At 33.0% G+C, this 16,035-nt stretch carries 18 protein-coding genes; 3 read left to right on the top strand and 15 right to left on the bottom strand.

Annotated elements, in window-relative coordinates:
• Positions 1 to 131: 131 nt before the first annotated feature.
• The 5 genes from VBZ51_RS05190 to VBZ51_RS05170 all read right to left on the bottom strand — a co-directional run bounded on the left by VBZ51_RS05190 (position 132) and on the right by VBZ51_RS05170 (position 3,989).
• The gene (locus VBZ51_RS05190; RefSeq protein WP_416576279.1) at positions 132 to 641 is read right to left on the bottom strand and encodes a DUF1440 domain-containing protein; all 510 of its coding nucleotides are present in this window, start codon (positions 639 to 641) and stop codon (positions 132 to 134) included.
• Positions 642 to 665: 24 nt separating this feature from the next.
• Positions 666 to 1,214, bottom strand: a complete 549-nt coding sequence (locus tag VBZ51_RS05185; RefSeq protein ID WP_416576278.1) for a carboxymuconolactone decarboxylase family protein — start codon at positions 1,212 to 1,214, stop codon at positions 666 to 668.
• A 101-nt stretch (positions 1,215 to 1,315) separates the two neighbouring features.
• The gene (locus VBZ51_RS05180) at positions 1,316 to 1,906 is read right to left on the bottom strand and encodes a Crp/Fnr family transcriptional regulator (protein WP_416576277.1); all 591 of its coding nucleotides are present in this window, start codon (positions 1,904 to 1,906) and stop codon (positions 1,316 to 1,318) included.
• 83 nt (positions 1,907 to 1,989) lie between these two features.
• Positions 1,990 to 3,078 carry a family 16 glycoside hydrolase gene (locus VBZ51_RS05175; protein ID WP_416576276.1) on the bottom strand — a complete coding sequence of 363 codons (1,089 nt, stop codon included), beginning with the start codon at positions 3,076 to 3,078 and terminating at the stop codon, positions 1,990 to 1,992.
• A 38-nt stretch (positions 3,079 to 3,116) separates the two neighbouring features.
• Positions 3,117 to 3,989 (bottom strand): helix-turn-helix domain-containing protein, encoded by an 873-nt coding sequence (locus tag VBZ51_RS05170; RefSeq protein WP_416576275.1) that lies wholly within the window; start codon positions 3,987 to 3,989, stop codon positions 3,117 to 3,119.
• Between the two features lie 220 nt (positions 3,990 to 4,209).
• Here VBZ51_RS05170 and VBZ51_RS05165 point away from each other — a divergent pair, with 220 nt between their 5' ends.
• On the top strand, positions 4,210 to 4,464 hold the full coding sequence (locus VBZ51_RS05165; RefSeq protein WP_416576274.1) for a hypothetical protein: 255 nt from the start codon (positions 4,210 to 4,212) through the stop codon (positions 4,462 to 4,464).
• Between the two features lie 76 nt (positions 4,465 to 4,540).
• On the opposite strand, the gene VBZ51_RS05160 is transcribed toward VBZ51_RS05165, so the two are convergent.
• From VBZ51_RS05160 to VBZ51_RS05140, 5 genes are all read right to left on the bottom strand, one after another.
• Complete coding sequence (locus VBZ51_RS05160) at positions 4,541 to 4,780, bottom strand: hypothetical protein (RefSeq protein ID WP_416576273.1); 240 nt, start codon at positions 4,778 to 4,780, stop codon at positions 4,541 to 4,543.
• 60 nt (positions 4,781 to 4,840) lie between these two features.
• Entirely contained in the window at positions 4,841 to 5,761 is a 921-nt protein-coding gene (locus VBZ51_RS05155) for a helix-turn-helix domain-containing protein (RefSeq protein ID WP_416576272.1), read from the bottom strand.
• A gap of 9 nt (positions 5,762 to 5,770) precedes the next feature.
• The gene (locus VBZ51_RS05150) at positions 5,771 to 6,670 is read right to left on the bottom strand and encodes an NAD(P)H-binding protein (RefSeq protein WP_416576271.1); all 900 of its coding nucleotides are present in this window, start codon (positions 6,668 to 6,670) and stop codon (positions 5,771 to 5,773) included.
• 175 nt (positions 6,671 to 6,845) lie between these two features.
• Entirely contained in the window at positions 6,846 to 7,772 is a 927-nt protein-coding gene (locus tag VBZ51_RS05145; RefSeq protein WP_416576270.1) for a helix-turn-helix domain-containing protein, read from the bottom strand.
• Positions 7,759 to 8,598 carry an SDR family NAD(P)-dependent oxidoreductase gene (locus tag VBZ51_RS05140; protein ID WP_416576269.1) on the bottom strand — a complete coding sequence of 280 codons (840 nt, stop codon included), beginning with the start codon at positions 8,596 to 8,598 and terminating at the stop codon, positions 7,759 to 7,761. The genes VBZ51_RS05145 and VBZ51_RS05140 overlap by 14 nt, the downstream gene beginning before the upstream one ends.
• A 348-nt stretch (positions 8,599 to 8,946) precedes the next feature.
• Here VBZ51_RS05140 and VBZ51_RS05135 point away from each other — a divergent pair, with 348 nt between their 5' ends.
• Positions 8,947 to 9,561 carry a ricin-type beta-trefoil lectin domain protein gene (locus tag VBZ51_RS05135; RefSeq protein ID WP_416576268.1) on the top strand — a complete coding sequence of 205 codons (615 nt, stop codon included), beginning with the start codon at positions 8,947 to 8,949 and terminating at the stop codon, positions 9,559 to 9,561.
• A gap of 140 nt (positions 9,562 to 9,701) precedes the next feature.
• Here the strand turns inward: VBZ51_RS05135 and VBZ51_RS05130 are convergent, their stop codons facing one another.
• Together VBZ51_RS05130 and VBZ51_RS05125 are read right to left on the bottom strand one after the other, a co-directional pair.
• Positions 9,702 to 10,772 carry an adenylate/guanylate cyclase domain-containing protein gene (locus VBZ51_RS05130; RefSeq protein WP_416576267.1) on the bottom strand — a complete coding sequence of 357 codons (1,071 nt, stop codon included), beginning with the start codon at positions 10,770 to 10,772 and terminating at the stop codon, positions 9,702 to 9,704.
• Positions 10,773 to 11,019: 247 nt separating this feature from the next.
• Positions 11,020 to 11,697, bottom strand: a complete 678-nt coding sequence (locus tag VBZ51_RS05125; protein WP_416576266.1) for a CPBP family intramembrane glutamic endopeptidase — start codon at positions 11,695 to 11,697, stop codon at positions 11,020 to 11,022.
• Positions 11,698 to 12,015: 318 nt separating this feature from the next.
• Here VBZ51_RS05125 and VBZ51_RS05120 point away from each other — a divergent pair, with 318 nt between their 5' ends.
• Complete coding sequence (locus VBZ51_RS05120; RefSeq protein ID WP_416576265.1) at positions 12,016 to 13,155, top strand: IS110 family transposase; 1,140 nt, start codon at positions 12,016 to 12,018, stop codon at positions 13,153 to 13,155.
• Between the two features lie 161 nt (positions 13,156 to 13,316).
• Here VBZ51_RS05120 and VBZ51_RS05115 read toward each other — a convergent pair whose 3' ends face one another.
• The 3 genes from VBZ51_RS05115 to VBZ51_RS05105 form a co-directional block, all read right to left on the bottom strand.
• Entirely contained in the window at positions 13,317 to 14,075 is a 759-nt protein-coding gene (locus tag VBZ51_RS05115) for a DUF6882 domain-containing protein (RefSeq protein ID WP_416576264.1), read from the bottom strand.
• A gap of 197 nt (positions 14,076 to 14,272) precedes the next feature.
• On the bottom strand, positions 14,273 to 15,169 hold the full coding sequence (locus VBZ51_RS05110; protein ID WP_416576263.1) for a hypothetical protein: 897 nt from the start codon (positions 15,167 to 15,169) through the stop codon (positions 14,273 to 14,275).
• A gap of 218 nt (positions 15,170 to 15,387) precedes the next feature.
• A complete protein-coding gene (locus VBZ51_RS05105; protein WP_089260720.1) occupies positions 15,388 to 15,870 on the bottom strand; it encodes a hypothetical protein in 483 nt (160 codons plus the stop codon).
• Positions 15,871 to 16,035: the final 165 nt, after the last annotated feature.

Genomic DNA, 16,035 nt, shown 5'->3' with positions numbered 1-16,035 from the left:
TGCAAACTATTTTAATACATATTACTTGTGTCCTAACACATTTTATAAGTAATTTTAATTTTGAGTGTATTTTAGTAATATGCCTTATGGCATCATAAGGCATATTGTCTATTTTAAATCTTTGAAAGATTTTATTTTACTACTTCATCTTCTTTTGAGTAATATTTGGAAGTAATAATAGCAATAGGTAAACCTACCAAGACCATATGCCAAACAATACCTATAATAGCTAAATTGATATCAAAAGGCGCTTTTGGGATATTTGATTGTGGTAGTACTATTAAATTCATTATCAACCAAATGCCCAAACCATAAATTAAGCCCATAAAAACAATGTTTGTTCTTAATACTTTAATTTTGGGAAAAAGAAAAAAATAAATAATAGCCACTACATAGGCGATTAAAAAATGATAGAAAGCTCCTGCTAATATCATTAAAAAGCCTCCGCCAATAGCTTCTGGCCCATGTATTCCAGCACCAATAAATTGTAATACTTGTATGGGATTAAAACCAAAGAAGATAAAATAGACAATAACCCCTGCTATTGCATCTAATACTCCAGCTACTAACCCCGACCATAAAATGGTTTTTGTTGGGGAATTGGATTTTGTAAAGTCTAAGGATAAAATTGAATTAGCCATAATATGTTATATGTTTTGTTGAAATTATAATTGAGGTGCTTCCGGAAAATCTATTGGAATTTGAGTAATGTTGTGTAAATAATTAGTGATTGTTTTTTCTCCAACTTGTATAATTACATCAATCAATTGTCCTTTGTCATATCCTTCATTAAAGAATATTTCCAAATATTTTGCATTTATCTTTCCTCGCGTTTGTACTATGTCTTGACTTAATTTTATTAAGGCATTCAATTTTTTATTAAAAGAAGCTTTTCCGCTTCTAATTTCTAAAGCTTCGGCTTCTGTAAACCCATTCATTTTACCAATTGTAGTATGTGCGGCCCTACAGTAGTTACAATCATTTATTTCACTAACTACTAAATTGATAGCTTCTTTTTCTTTATTGGTTAAGGTAGAACTGCCATTTTGTAAGGTAATGTATCTATTTAGCCCATTATCAGACATTCCTAAAGTGGCAAAAAGATTGGGCATAAAACCTACGCCATCTACAATAGCATCGTATACTGGTAGGTTGTTTTTTGACATTTGTTCTCTTGCGGGAACATCGAATTTAATTTGTGAATTTGATTCCATTTTATTTTTTTGTGTGTTTTAATGATTACACAAAGATTGGAAGTAATGGAAAGCTATACATTCAGCTATCTGAAAATAAAATGTTCAGATAGTTGAACAATTTATTTTTCAAAAATTAATTGATTTCTGATTTCACTTAAGTACTGTTTAGAGATACCAAGGTAAGATGCAATCATATACTGTGGTATTCTTTGCTCAAACTCTGGATACTCTTCTCTAAATAAAAGATACTTTTCCTTTGCAGAATAACTTAGGCTGTTAATAATACGTTTTTCCAATGTTATAGAAACTTTTTGAAAAAGGACACGGAAAAAATGTTCTAAACCTGATACTTCTTTAAATAGCGTATCTAAATTTTCTAGAGATATTTGTGCAACTTTTGTATCTTTTAAGCATTGGATATTTGTATTGGAAGTATTATTGTTTATAAAACTAGGAAGGTCCGTGGCCCACCAATTTTCGATCGCAAATCTAAAAATACGTTCATTGCCATCATTGTCAATATGGTAGGTTTTTGTAGTGCCAGATATTACGAAATTAAGATACTTACAAGGATCTCCTTGTTGCAGAATGTATTGACCTTTTAAATAATTTCGAACTTTGATTTTTGTTGTCAGTAAAAGTATTTCCTTTTTTGAAAGTAGTATGTTTTTTTGGATATGGATAATAAAAGGTTTTAACTCGTCTTTCATATTAAACAGCAAATTTAATTCGTTGTAAGTTGAAGCTTATTAGTTAGTGACAACTTCTCAATATTTTAGTAGTTATATATGATTTAGTCCAATTTACCAATTAGTCCCCACCCATTCGCCTTGTCAATAATAATACAATGCAATGTGTTGTTTCCTTTCTTTAAGTTTAAATAAAGCTTATTGGAATTTAGATCAATATGACCTTGATATTGTAAACCTTTAGATCTAAATGCATTATTTCCTTTGAAAATTGGCGAACCATTTAAATAAACAATTATTTTATCGCTATAATCGAAAGAAAATAATTTTATTTGGTCAGAATCAACATGGATATTTTTCTGAGTAATTACATATTCTTCTTTATTCTGTTCAAAATTACCAGATGAGGATTTTTTTATATGTTTTGAAATTGGTAAAAGACCAGATCTTTCGGTTTTTATTTCAACATAATCTTCATTATACAAGCTCTTGTAATTAAATTTTTCTTCGTTATAAAGTTTTGATTTTGTAACAAGCCATTTGTTAATAATTGAAGAATTCGTAGAAATATCGTTATCGACTATTTTTTGTTCCAATAAGTTCGTTGTAGTAATTTTAAAATTTGAAAACCTATTTGAAAACAAGGCGAATAGTCCAATTTCTCCTCTATCTTGATTAGTTTTTAACTCGTTTATTGTCAATATTTTTTTGCCATTAACAAAGACATCTGCAACTTTGTTTTTTACTTCAATGCGCAAATTATTCCAACCAATATTTTTAAACGAGACTAGCCCCTGATATTCTTTGTAGAGCTGCCAGTTTGATTCATTGTTGAAAATAGGGGTGTATTGGATTGCATCAACTTGATTGGACTTATGAAGCCTCATATATACCTCTTCCATATTTTCATTTTGTTTTCTAAAAGTAATACCGGCAAAACTTCGGTTTCCATTAGCTAATACATCTACCTCAATTATCCCATTCTCAAATTTGTGGTTTTTGACTGTGATTCTTCCGTTATTTAATAGTACTGTCTCCCTATTGTCAAATTTTTCAAAAGTTGCTTCTTTCGAATAATTCCAATTTGAAGGGACCATGTTTATTTTTGTCTCTAGATTTTGTGCAATTGTTGATTGAAAGCTCAATAATGTAAAAATTGAAAATATGAATCTTATCATGACTTTTTTTTCCAAATATCTGGAGATATAAATTGATATATCATATCATTTTTTTATTTAATTATATCATTTTGGAAACTATTTAAAAATTTTGTAGGTGAAATTCCTTCCATTTTTATAAAAAATCTTGTTAGATTATTGGGCTCGCTGAAGTTTAAAGTGCTTGCTATCTCGTTTATCGTTTTGTCCGTATATCTAAGTTCTGTTTTTATTTCAATAAGTAGTCTATTATTGATAATTTCCTTTGTTGTATTGTTGGTATGTTCTTTTACCAGAATGTTAAGTTGTTGTCGTGTGACTTTTAGTAGGTTACAGTAATATTGAACAGAATGATGTTCGCGTATGTTCATTTCAAGCTGTTCTTTAAATTTATATATGGTGGAATTTGATTGTGTTTTAGGAGAAATATTGTTAAAACTAGAATATAGTCTATTGAGTTTTGCCAATGAAAAATAAAGAAGTGAGCGTATTATATGAATACTATCATTCTGATAATTTTTTATCTCTTCAATTATTTCATTTAAGCCAAATTTGATAATCGTATATTCTTCTTTTTTTAGTTTTAAAAATTGTGGATATTGAGAATTGTAGAAGTATTGCAATCTATAAATGAATAATTTATCATCAAAAAAGTCGGATAGAAAATCATTTTGAAAAACAAGATGAAAACCTTTGACTGAATTGTGGTCAATCATGCAACTTTTTTTTTGAAAAGGCGAGATAAAAAAAAGGCTGTATTCCTGTACTTCCAAGAGTTGCCCATTTAATTCAATCCTTCCATTGGCATTTTCAAAAAATAAAATTTCAAAAAAATTAGTTTCATGAATAGTAGGGTGAAAGTAAATATTTGGATTATTCTCGAATTTATGTAAATCCATAAGTAATTCAAATCCATACTTTTTATTTTCAAAAACGAATTTTTTCAAAATCTATGCTTAAAAATATTAAAATAGTTTAATTAAAATTTATTCTACTTAAAATGTATTAGGATACTACACTTTGTAAAAAGAATAAATCTCAAAATATCATTCTCTTTAACTATGTTATTGTGTGGATTTTAATTAGTGTCTAAAATACTTTTTTTGTGGGTTGTCTTTTCAAGTTATTTTGTGTCAAAGTAACTGGTTCTTTCATAAAATACATCTTATGTATAAATATAAAGAAACTTTCAGAGTATACATTAGTAAAGATGTCATTGATGTTCATGGTAGTAACAAAGGTCACGACCAGTATAAGAGCGATGAAACTGGATTTAAGAAATTCCTTAAGGAACTGCCCAAATGTTCATTGGTCGTTATGGAAGCTATCGGTTATTATCATTACAGGCTTGCACAGTTTCTTTACAAAAATGAAGTACTGGTTTCAGGAGTAAACCCATTATCCATAAAGCGGTTCATATAAATTAGACGGACCAAGGTAAAAACGGACAAGAGCGATGCCAAGGCTATATGTGAATATGCACTGGTCAACGAGGTACCTATTTAAAATGCCTTGACGGATATTCAGAGCGAATGTTTACAGTTGTTCCGGTTTTTGGATATCTATTTAAAGCAATGTACGGCAACCAAGAAAAGCCCACTTGTCTTAAAACTTTGCCCGCTTCTGCGAGGTAGTCGTTTTTGCTAAGTTTAATTTCCGTTCCTTTGCTTGTTATCAGGTCAATTTGCTGTTCATTCAAATTACCATATTGTAATATGTTTTCTATAAATTCTTTCAATACTGAAAAGTAAGCTATTGCTGTTTTAGGTCATTTACCATTTGGTAAAAACGATTTATTTCAGTTAAATGAGCGTCTATATTCCAATGGCGAAAAGCTTGTCTTTGTTTTGAATAACTTACTGAACGACTGTGAGTGTTCAAAGCCCAAAGTATACGCAATTTCACTTACTGACAAATTGGTATTTGATAACTTTTCTTTTGCTTTCTCAATCAATTTTTCGTGAATATGTTGTTGTGTGCTTTGTCCCGTCAAGGTTTTTAGCAAACCACTAAGATAGTTGGGCGATACATTTAGTTCTTTAGCAATACTTTGAACTGTAGGTAGTCCACTTTCTACCAAACTGTCCTGATTGAAATATTCTTTAAGTATTTCTTCCAAACGATTTAATACCGTATGGTTAAATATTTTTCTGGTAATAAATTGACGGTGATAAAATCTGTCTGAATAGTTGAGTAACACTTCTATTTGGGAAATGATGAGGGGTTGGCTAAACTTATCAATATTAGAAGTATATTCCTGTTTTATACTTTGAAAAATACTGATAATTGTGGTCTCCTCTTTATCTGAAAGGTGTAACGCTTCATTGGCCGAATAACTAAAGAAGTCATATTGTTTAATGGTTTTTCTCAATGGACTCTGCCATAAAAAATCGGGATGAATGAGCAGCATCCACCCCGAAAGTTTATAATCTCCCTGCGTTTCAACTGAAAAAACCTGTTTGGGAGCAATGAAAAACATAATGCCTTCATCAAAATCGTAGGTTTGTTGCCCATATTTGTATTTTACCGTAGCATCAATATTTCTTTTTAATGCAATAGAGTAAAAATCAAATATCCAACTGCTTTGCCCATCAGTTGGAAGATTCCTTATGTTATCCAAATTTATAACACTCATCAATGGGTGTTCTGGTTTAGGTAAACCTCGGAATCGATGATATTCGCTAATTGTTTTGAAATGGTAAGGCAGTGTATTTTTCATAATCTCTGGCTACAGTTGATTATACGCTTCAGCAAAATCTTGAGCAAAATCTTTCATTTTTACAGTGCCTATTTTTTTGGGTTTATGTTGGTTGTAATGTTCGTACAGCAAACCACTGTTTATAGCTGTATACATTTCTGTCATATTCTCTGCAATAGCTGGTTGCATACCGGCAGCTTTTAGATCCTCAGTTAGCTGTTCATCCGCTAAGGTAACCCATTTCAAATCTGAATTTCCTATCGCTTCACCTAAGATTTTTGCCAATGCATTATAAGTAAGTTCATCACTTACCACATACCTTACTTTGTGCCCAGCAAGTGGTGAGGTGATCTCTTCGGCAATAACACTAGCAATATCCGTGGGTGATACCCAAGCATTTACTACTTCACCTCTGATATTAGATGCTATAAAACCATTTTCTTTTGCGGAATGCACCTGCGGTAGCAAATTATAATAAAATTCGGTAGGACGAATGTGGGTAATAGCAACATCAGAAGGTAATGCATTGAGTATGCTTTCCACATAAAATGTGCCTTGAAGTATGCCGTTACCTTCTTTCATATGAGCTCCAATGCTACTTAAGTTAACAACTTTTTTCACTCCGCTTTGCGTTATGGCTTGTGCGTAGTTATTCCCTAGGTTTTTATAATAGGCAAGCAAATCAAGGTTGTGGTCAAAATAATTTGCCGGTGGTACCATACAAAATACAGCATCAGCACCTCTAAATGCTGTAGTAATAAAATCAATATCTTCTATAGCGCCAATAGCCGCTGTGGCTTCCATAGCCTCAATGTTTTTTTGCCTTTCGGCATTGCTGCTTATCACCGTTACGGAATGTCCTTTTTGTACCAACTCCTGCGTTAGCGGTCTACCTATGTGACCTAATGAGCCTGCTAATGTAATTTTCATCTTTTCTGTTTTCATGTGTATTGCAAAATTGCTCAACAAAATTCCGCAGAAACAGAAGAGTGTTTGTAGCCAAATATATGATTCTTGTAGGTTAATGTAAGGTCTATTCTTTTTCCTTCATTTAAGAACTAAACCCCCTGTTTTTATAAATTCATTACAAGCAGTAGAAATTTTTTCAATTAAATGATGCCCTGAATTGCAAGGGTGATTGTTGTGTGTTTTTTTTAAACATAGTACTGAATGATTGAGGGTATTCAAAACCCAAATCATAAGCGATTTCCTTTATGCTAAGATTAGTTGTGGAAAGTAGTTCTTTTGCTCTTTCAACTATGGATTCTTGAATATGGGTTTGCGCATTTTTGCCAGTAGCATTTTTCAATAAATCACTCAAATAATTGGGAGAGAAATTGAGTTTTTTTGCAAAATAGTTGACCGTTGGAACGCCCGACAGTGTAGCATCACTTTTTAAATACACATCCATTAATTCTTCCATTTTTATGACAATATCATTATTCACAGAACTTCGTGTCAAAAACTGCCTGTTGTGAAAACGCTTTGCATAATTCAGTAGCAAGTCAATATGCGACACTATTAAATCTTGACTGTAATAGTCAATATTATTTTTTAGTTCATCCTGCATTTGATGCATCAGTGACATAATGATATGGTCTTCTTTTTCAGAAAGATGAAGCGCTTCTGCGGTGGTATAGGAGAAGAAACCATAATTACCAATATGTATGCCCAATTCATAATGCCGTATTAAGTCAAGTTTAAAAACCATCATATATCCTGACACAGGGTCATCTGCAGGATTTGCGACAGAAAAGATTTGACCTGGTTTGGTAAAACTCATTACGCCTTCATCAAAATCATAATGACCTTGTCCGTACCGAAATTTGCCTGAAGCCTCTTTTTTAATAGCTGCACAATAGAAGTCATAATAAAAACTGCTCCAAATTTTATTGGAATCGAATTTCAAATGCTCAAAATTAATCACGCTTATTAAAGGATGAATTGGTTTTGGCAAATTGAACAATTTATGAAGTTCAGATATGGACTCAATTTTATATGGAGCAGCTTTTTTCACACTATTCTTGTTCAAAATCAGTAGATAAAGATAAAGCTATCCATTGTTCCATTTCTTCCTTTTCGTTTTTGCGAATTTCCAAAATAGCATTGTAACTATCAGAACCTAAGGGTAGATGCAAGGGAGGATTCGGCATTTCTGCAAGTTTACGTACTACGGCTGCTAATTTTTCAGGATTTCCTAATTGCTTGCCATCAAACCCTGTAAACTGTGCTACCTGTTTATCTAAGTTATAGGCGTCAATTTTATTTTTCGCAACATTCAGACTGTCCTCATTCATAAAATTTGTACGAAACGTTCCTGGAGTAAGGATAGTTACTTTTATGCCAAAAGGCGCGATTTCTTGTGCGAGCGCTTCTGATAAACCTATAACCGCATATTTTGAGGCGCTATAGCTTCCGTTAGCGGGATAACTCATATAACCCATCATAGATGCGATATTAATAATATGCCCCGACTTTTGATTGCGTAGGTGTGGCAATACATTTCTGATGATATGGGTCATTGCAAAAACATTAACATCCATTGTTTTTCTAAACTCGGCATCACTTAATTCTTCGATGTTACCTAACAGATTATACCCTGCATTATTGACCACAACATCTATATGTCCAAGTTCATCTATGCCTTTTATAATAGCTTTTTTAACCTCTTTTTCATTGGTGATGTCCAATTTTATGGGGAGCAAATTTCCTTCGTTTTCTTCAATTTTTCCTATAAGCGTGTCCGTATTTCGAGAAGTTGCAATGACTTTATCGCCATTACGCAAAACTGCTTTTGTGATTTCAAGTCCCATCCCTTTAGACGCTCCTGTAATGAACCAAACTTTCTGTTTACACATAATATTTGTTTTTTTACAAATTTATGGGGCATACATATTTAGAAAGTTTTCAAATCAAGGATAAACGTATTAAAATTCAAGATTACAGATGTTTTTTCTCTCATTAACGCTAACGGTCTTGTGTATGATTTCGTTGCGTGTTTAAGCATTAAAGTTAGCAAATAAATAACAGATAAAAAGTCCGCATGGACTTTCGTAAGTAGGCTATAACTAGCAATGAATTATACAAGTTGTTGTGTGTAGTTTTTGTTCTTCAATTCATGTATATTTTTTTTTATTTTAATTGTTGATTAAACCTTTTAGTCAAAAAAAAGTCTTAGTTACTATCAAGTAACTAAAGTAGATGATATGAAAAAAAATAAAGAGTATGTAAAAAAAGTAAAATCTTATCCTACAAAAGAATTATACTTATTCGTTCTACTAATTTTTGCTTTTTTATTCAGCTGCGGCTCAGATGATGAAGATAGTACTACAGATGTAATCGAAGAAACGGAATTGAATACTCCCATTATCCAAAGTCCTTCACCTCTGATTCATCTTGCAGATAATTTGGATGAACAGGATCAATTAGGATGGTGCATAGATACTCAGGGTAATGGCTTTAGTGAAAATCTCCATACACATTCTTGTAAGCCTAATGGTGGTGATGTACAATTTATTTATAATGAAGAGACTCTTCAAATCTGCTCAGTAGAGTTTACAGGTTTTTGTATAGAAATGGTTGGGGGTCCTGCAGAAGGTATGAGCTTAAACCTTGTTGAAAGTAATACAGACTCATCTGATCAAAAGTTCATTTACGACGAAAATAGTGGAGAATTTAATCCAGAGGCAAATACTAACCTTTGTCTTGCTGCAGGAGACACAAGCGGTGTCGCTGGTATCTATATGTTTCGTTCGTTAACCTTGGAGCTTTCATCTGAAACTGAAGAAAGTTTAAAAAAATGGGTAATAGTTACCAATTAGTAAAACTTATGAATTCAAGTAAAAAATTAAGCTTAATTAATTGATTTGATTTATTGTGATAAATTCTGAATATTGTTCTCAAATGACACACAACGTTTAGTGTAGAATGCGTTTTTAATGCATTTTACACATTGTTAGTATCAGTTTTCTTTTAAATTTCCGCTACTCTCAATGCCATATATTCTAACATCACTTGTCCTTCCTCTCAAAGAAACTTGATCCAACATTTTAAAGTGATAAGAAGAAGTAGTAGAAGGAAGAAGTTTAAATAAATCTTCAGATAGTAGAAACTCTTTTTGATATTTGGTGCATTGATCCTGAATTCTTGATGCTGTATTCATAACATCTCCATGATAAGCAATCTCTCTCTTAATTTGTCCGATTTCGGTCATAATTACTTTTCCTACATGACAGCCACATTTAAATTTAGGGAGAATACCGTATTCCCTTCTATAGTAATCGGATTTCTTTCTTAATACCTTACTAAATGCAAAGTAGAAACTTAGACAATTTAAGTCCTTTAATCCCTTTGGTTTTTCCCATATTAAGACCACCTCATCACCTACATATTGGTATATTTCGGCACTATACTCTCTTACAATGCTTAAATCCTGAAAACAATCTTGAAGTAATTGGCTAAACTTGATATTTCCAATCTTTTCAGCAATTGCAGTTGATGACTTAAGGTCAAGAAACATCACTATTCTTTCTACTTCCTTTGGTTTATAGAACTCCCCCTTAAGCATTCTCACTAGATTTCCAGGTCCAAATTTTTTATCCATTTGTTGAATGAAATCAATTAGTAAAAGAATAAAGAAAAGATAAAAAAGCAATAATGCGCCTTCTTTTGAAAAGAGATAATTGAATATTATGTTCCATTTAATCTGATTTACTTGTGGCAGCATGAAAAGGACAGCCCCAATAACATTCAGTATAAAGAAAGTCAATAAGTAGATAAGTGAGTTTGCAAAAATTGAGACACCAAATGATTTGATGGTTTTAAGTTTTTTGGTTAGAAACTCTCCTACAAATACAAAGGTAATACCTGCTATAACTCCTAATGATAAGAAGAATGAAGCATGCGCTAAGAGGCTCTTCGCGGGCGGTTCGTCAACCAATTCTTGCCCAAATTGGCGTGCCATTACCCAGAAGATGCCTGCAAAAGTCCAGACAACGGAGAGGATAGCAATTTTTTTAAAGTATTCTTTCATTTCGAGCTGTGCAGCTAGATATTTAATTGATACTAACGTTCCTGTATATGAGCAGTGCGGGGCAGAATGGCTGTTGCCATTCGGTTGAGCACAAGCTGATTTTTACAAATTTCGATTATTAATTTTTTTTTGGCAATAAGTCGAATTTGTAAAAATTCGGCGGTCTCCCAAATATACCGGAACTTTTAATTAAGCACAAACTCCCGCATTGCTTATATGCTTTGTTAGGCACAGGCTATCTGCGCAATCAAACTATACTTATCATTAAGTTCCAAAATATATGAAACAGAATTGACGGCACAATTGATTTGGATTTAAAATACAATATTCCAGAGATTTGTCCACCAAAAAATGTCAAATAAAATAAATTCCAATCTTGTTTGGACGATTCTAGAATCAGATTCATATAAGGTGAATGAATCGAAGCAAACATTAAAGAAGCTAATAAAATCGCAATAATAGTATGCGTGTTTTGTTGTAAATTATTCTGAATGTAACCTCTAAAAAATAACTCCTCCCCAATTGGGATTAAGAAAAAAACCGAAATTAGATTGATATTATTCAGTTTGGAAAATCCATCAAATCTGTAGGCGATATTATATTCAGTTCCGGATACAACATTGTAAACCAAGTTTAATGGTGTTTGCATAAAAACAAATAAAATTCCTAAGATTATTCCTAAAATCCACCATTTTCGGTGAGTTTTTTCAAACAAAGTTTTGAAAGTTCGATTATTAACAAAGTACAGAAATATCAGAATTCCGATTAATTGTAGAGCTCCTTGTATTAACGTATAATACTCGTAATAATTTTTAAAGTCAATTGTCTCTGCTATTAAAAACCAAGAACCTATGAGTTCAATTCCAATAACGTATAGTAAAGTTGCCACAATGGCTTTTGAAATAATTACTATTTCTTTTTTCAATATATCGGTTTTTTTTAGCTTGTGCCTAACGGTCTCGGCTCGTATGTTTGGTTCTTAGTTTGAAGATACTATAATTATATAAATAAAGGAGATTGATTAAGCGGTTGAGCTAGATACATTTTTCGATGATGTCGTTTCATAGATTAACAAATCTTCTCAAGCTACTACTTTTATAAAAGTAGTAGCTTGAATATTGAACAACAGCTAAAATAGAAGGGACAGAGAGGTCTCGGCTAGATACACTTTAGGGTGATATCGTTTCTTAGAAATCCCGCCCTTCTATAATTTTCTTGGAATCCGGACAGTACCTAGGTCCTTTTGATAGAGATCGAATCAAGTGCGAGCAAGGATGATAAAGAGAATTATAGCTTAAAAACCGAAGAAATGGAAAAGCGTTTAAAACAGAGTCTTGGCATCGATGTTTCCAAATCGAACCTGTCATTGTCACTAGGGTTTCTAAATGAAAGGCTGGTGAAGGAATTCGAGTCCCGTCCCGATGTATCCAATGATATAAAGGGCTATAAGGTACTTTTGAAATGGTTGGGGGCATCCGTGGATCCCAATGTGGAATTGTTGGTGGTGATGGAAGCCACGGGCGTCTATCATCAAGGTATAGCGCATTACTTATACGAACATGGCCATAGCGTTTGTGTCATGCAATCCGGCCGTGTAAAGCGCTATGCGCAGAGTTTGGACCAACGCTCCAAAACGGATGCACTCGACAGTAGAATGTTAAGTATGCTGGGCCTGGAAAGGAACATCCGTCCTTGGCATCCGCCCAGTAAAGAGTTGCAGGAGCTAAAAGGGCTGAGCAGGGAACGCGGTTCATTGCTCAACGATAGGACCGTGGAGACCAATCGGCAAGGAGCGATCGCATCGAGCGTGCATAGCAATGCAAGGGCGTTGAAAAGGCACAAGGCCAGATTAAAGCTTCTTAACGCCCAGATAGCGGCTGTCGAAGAAGAGATGCGCTCATTGATAGCCGACAACGAAGAATTGAAAAGGAAACTTGAATATTTGACGAGCATACCTGGTGTATCGTTTGTATCCGCGGCTACGGTAATCGGGGAAACCTTAGGTTTTGAATCGATAGTCAACGCCAAGCAGTTGGCCAGCTACGCCGGTTATGACGTGGTACTGAGGGAATCGGGTAACTTCAAGGGAAAGACCAGGATCAGCAAAAAAGGCAACAGCCATATCAGGGGCGTACTGCATATGCCCTCGATGACCTGTGTACGCTGTAACCCGACATTAAAACAATTCTATAACAGACTAAAGCCAAACAAAGCAAAGCCTTTGGTGGCACTTGTAGCGGTACAGAGAAAATTATTGATATTGATGTACACCTTGTGGAAGAACGAACGGTTCTATGATGCTGAATTTGAAATAAAAAAGCAGCAAAAGCATGAAGCCCTTGCTGCGCGGGATAACAACTTGATAAATCAATCTGTTTCCTAAATTATTAAAGAAAAAACTTGTTTTTTGACACAGTACCTATGAGTAGTTGCGCGGGTTAGCACTTAGCTGTGCAAGTACACACCAAACTGAAAATCCGCGAGGATTTTCAGAAGTAGGCGAGAACAAGCAATTACTTATAGCCATTGTTGTGGTTAGTGTTTTTATTCGTTTAAATTAAATTCCTTTATCTCAAAATAACAGTTTTCGCAAACCAATTTAATGTTTGCAAATTCCATTGATTCGTCATTCCAACCGTCTGTTTTAAGTCGTTCTTTTTCGCATTCAGAGCACCAAGCTTGAAAATCGTCTTCCTCGTCTAATTCCATTCCACGATATGTCTCAAATGCTTCTTCAAATCCTGTTTTGGTTTGATTATTCAAATGTCGACATATAAATGCCTTTCGCAATTTTCCGTGAATTCCACAGTCAATTAATTCGCTTTCTATTTTCTCAACTTCTTCTTTCGATATTTGGTCTGTGAGAAGAAAGTATTTTTCTAATTGGTCAGAAATTACTCGATAAGTTCCAATTCCGCCAATTATGTCGAAAGCAATAGAAGTCAATTCCCAGCCAGTGTATTTATCTCCTTCAAAATGAGCGTTGGTCAGTTTTTCATATTTCTTCTTTTCTCCAAATTCCTTAATTTTTAAAGTCTTGAATTTTCTCGGTTCAAAAGAATGTTCATTTGCCCAAGCCCACATCCAAGTATTTGTCTTTTGAGAAAAAGTTCCAACAGGTATGTATTTGAAATAAATTTCTTTATCGTCTGAATAAAGTCTTAATGTTTCGCTGGATTGATTATAGAACCAATTTGCATAGTTGTCAAGGTCATATTCGGCTCTGAATTCGTTTTGAAATTCAGTCAGCTTTTGACAAATTTTGTCCGCATATTTTTCGTATTTCAGTGTTCCAAATATCAATTCAGTTCGTTTTTCTTACATTAACCACAACGGCTCCGTATATGAAAAGTTGCGCAGAAAATAGGCGATTTCTTTTCGGATAAACACAGAGCCGAATTTTTATATTTTGTTTTTAATTTTTTCTCTTTTAAAAAGCCAAATTAAAAATTTGGCGACTTTCTAAAAATGCCCAAACTTATTGTTAGCAATGACTTGCGCTATTTTTTATATACATTGTTGTGCAACGTAATTTTATGCTCACTTGTTATTTTTCCTTCGCTATCAATTACCTTACTTTTTTCTAAAAAACCATACTTTGAAAAGTAAAACTCAGTACTTTTTTCAAGTTCTTCATTCTTATATTTTGTCACTATTTTAGACTTGATTTGTCGCTTATTATGATACTCAAATATTGTTATAGTTTTAAAATCGAATATTTTTGAGTTATAACTTTTGTATTTATTCTCAATCCGTTTTGGTTTATCGTATTTACCAATTTCAATTTTATAATTTGAAATTAATTCCGCATTCTTATTATACTTTTCGACACCAATTATTTTGTCATTTTTATATTGATAAGAAATAGAATCTGTCTTTCCAGAATCATAAGAGATAGATTTTATAATTCTATTATTTTCATAAAACAATGAATCTTGATTTGTCCCAAAATCATAAATGTCAAAATTCGCAATTAATCTATTTTTTTTGTCGTAAAAAAACTTAGTTGTATCAATTGATTTGTCTTCTCCCCATTTCCAAATTTCAATCGTTTGTTGATTCCGTTTGTTGTATTTGAAAATTGCAGTATCACTTTTTTCTGTTTTGTAACTATGAATTTCTATTTCTGTTAACTTATCTGGATATGTGGTTGTGATTTTCGCAATTGTGTCTCCATCTCTGTCAAATTCATAATCGATTTTATGTTTTCCTTTTTTGTCAAAAACCTGAATTAATGAAATATATGGTTTTCCTCCAGTCGAGTCAATTAGCCTTAATGTTTCGAGATAATAATTTTTAAGTTTTGGCTTTTCACGAGTCATATCCGCATCATAATATTCTTGCGAAAATGATATGCTAGTCACTAAGATTAATATGATGCTAAAAGTTTGTCTCATTATGTTGCACAACGTTTTAGCTAAGCGTAGTGCGGAGGCAAGGAAACTTTTCGTTTCCGTCTGCGCACGAAGCTAAAGCTTATTGTTTAGTTTTATTTTTTCTTGTCCAAAGCTAAATCCATAAGATTTAGCGACTTCATGAATATACACAGACCTTTCGATTAAGCCCTAAAGTCCGCATTACGTTTAGGTTGTGTTGTAAACCGTTTTTATTCCGTTCAGAAGTTTTCAAATCCTTTTTTTATGTACCTCAAATTGAAAATCGCTTGCTCCTCCATTATTGACGATTTAAATACTCCCTCAAGAATTACTCTCATTTCCTTACCCAATAAAACAGGGTCATTTGTCCATTTTACGAATTTGGCAAAAGTCCTAATAGGTGTTTCTCCGTGCATTTCGTCCAATTCCATCATTTCAATGCCAGATTCTTGATAGTTTATGTAATTCTCATTTTTCTCAATTCCCTTTCTATCTAGAACAAGGAATATTACAAAACCATTTTTGAAATTGGTCTGATTTACATTGAAAAGTTCAAACCAAGATGGCACAAATTTTAGTGGGTCAACTTGAAGTATTAAATCGTTTTTATATATTAATTCCAGATGAACTCTTCTTTTTGAGCTATCTTTTATGAACTTGTCTACAAATCCAGTCGCACTTTTCGGTTTTAAAAAATTTCTCAAAAATTTCTGAATCCCCATAGATTTTACTGAATATTATTTTTTTTCAAATGGTGTACAACGGTTGGGCTCGTATGTTTGGTTCTTAGTTTGAAGATACTATATTTTGAATGATAAATTAGTTTAAAGGGAAGAGTGATTTCGAGGTTCGGCTAGATACTTGAGAAAGATATCGTCGCTTAGGTT

This window comes from Maribacter sp. HS, assembly GCF_048059195.1.
In the GTDB taxonomy this organism is placed as follows: domain Bacteria; phylum Bacteroidota; class Bacteroidia; order Flavobacteriales; family Flavobacteriaceae; genus Maribacter; species Maribacter dokdonensis.
This window is presented reverse-complemented; position numbering and strand designations above follow the sequence as displayed.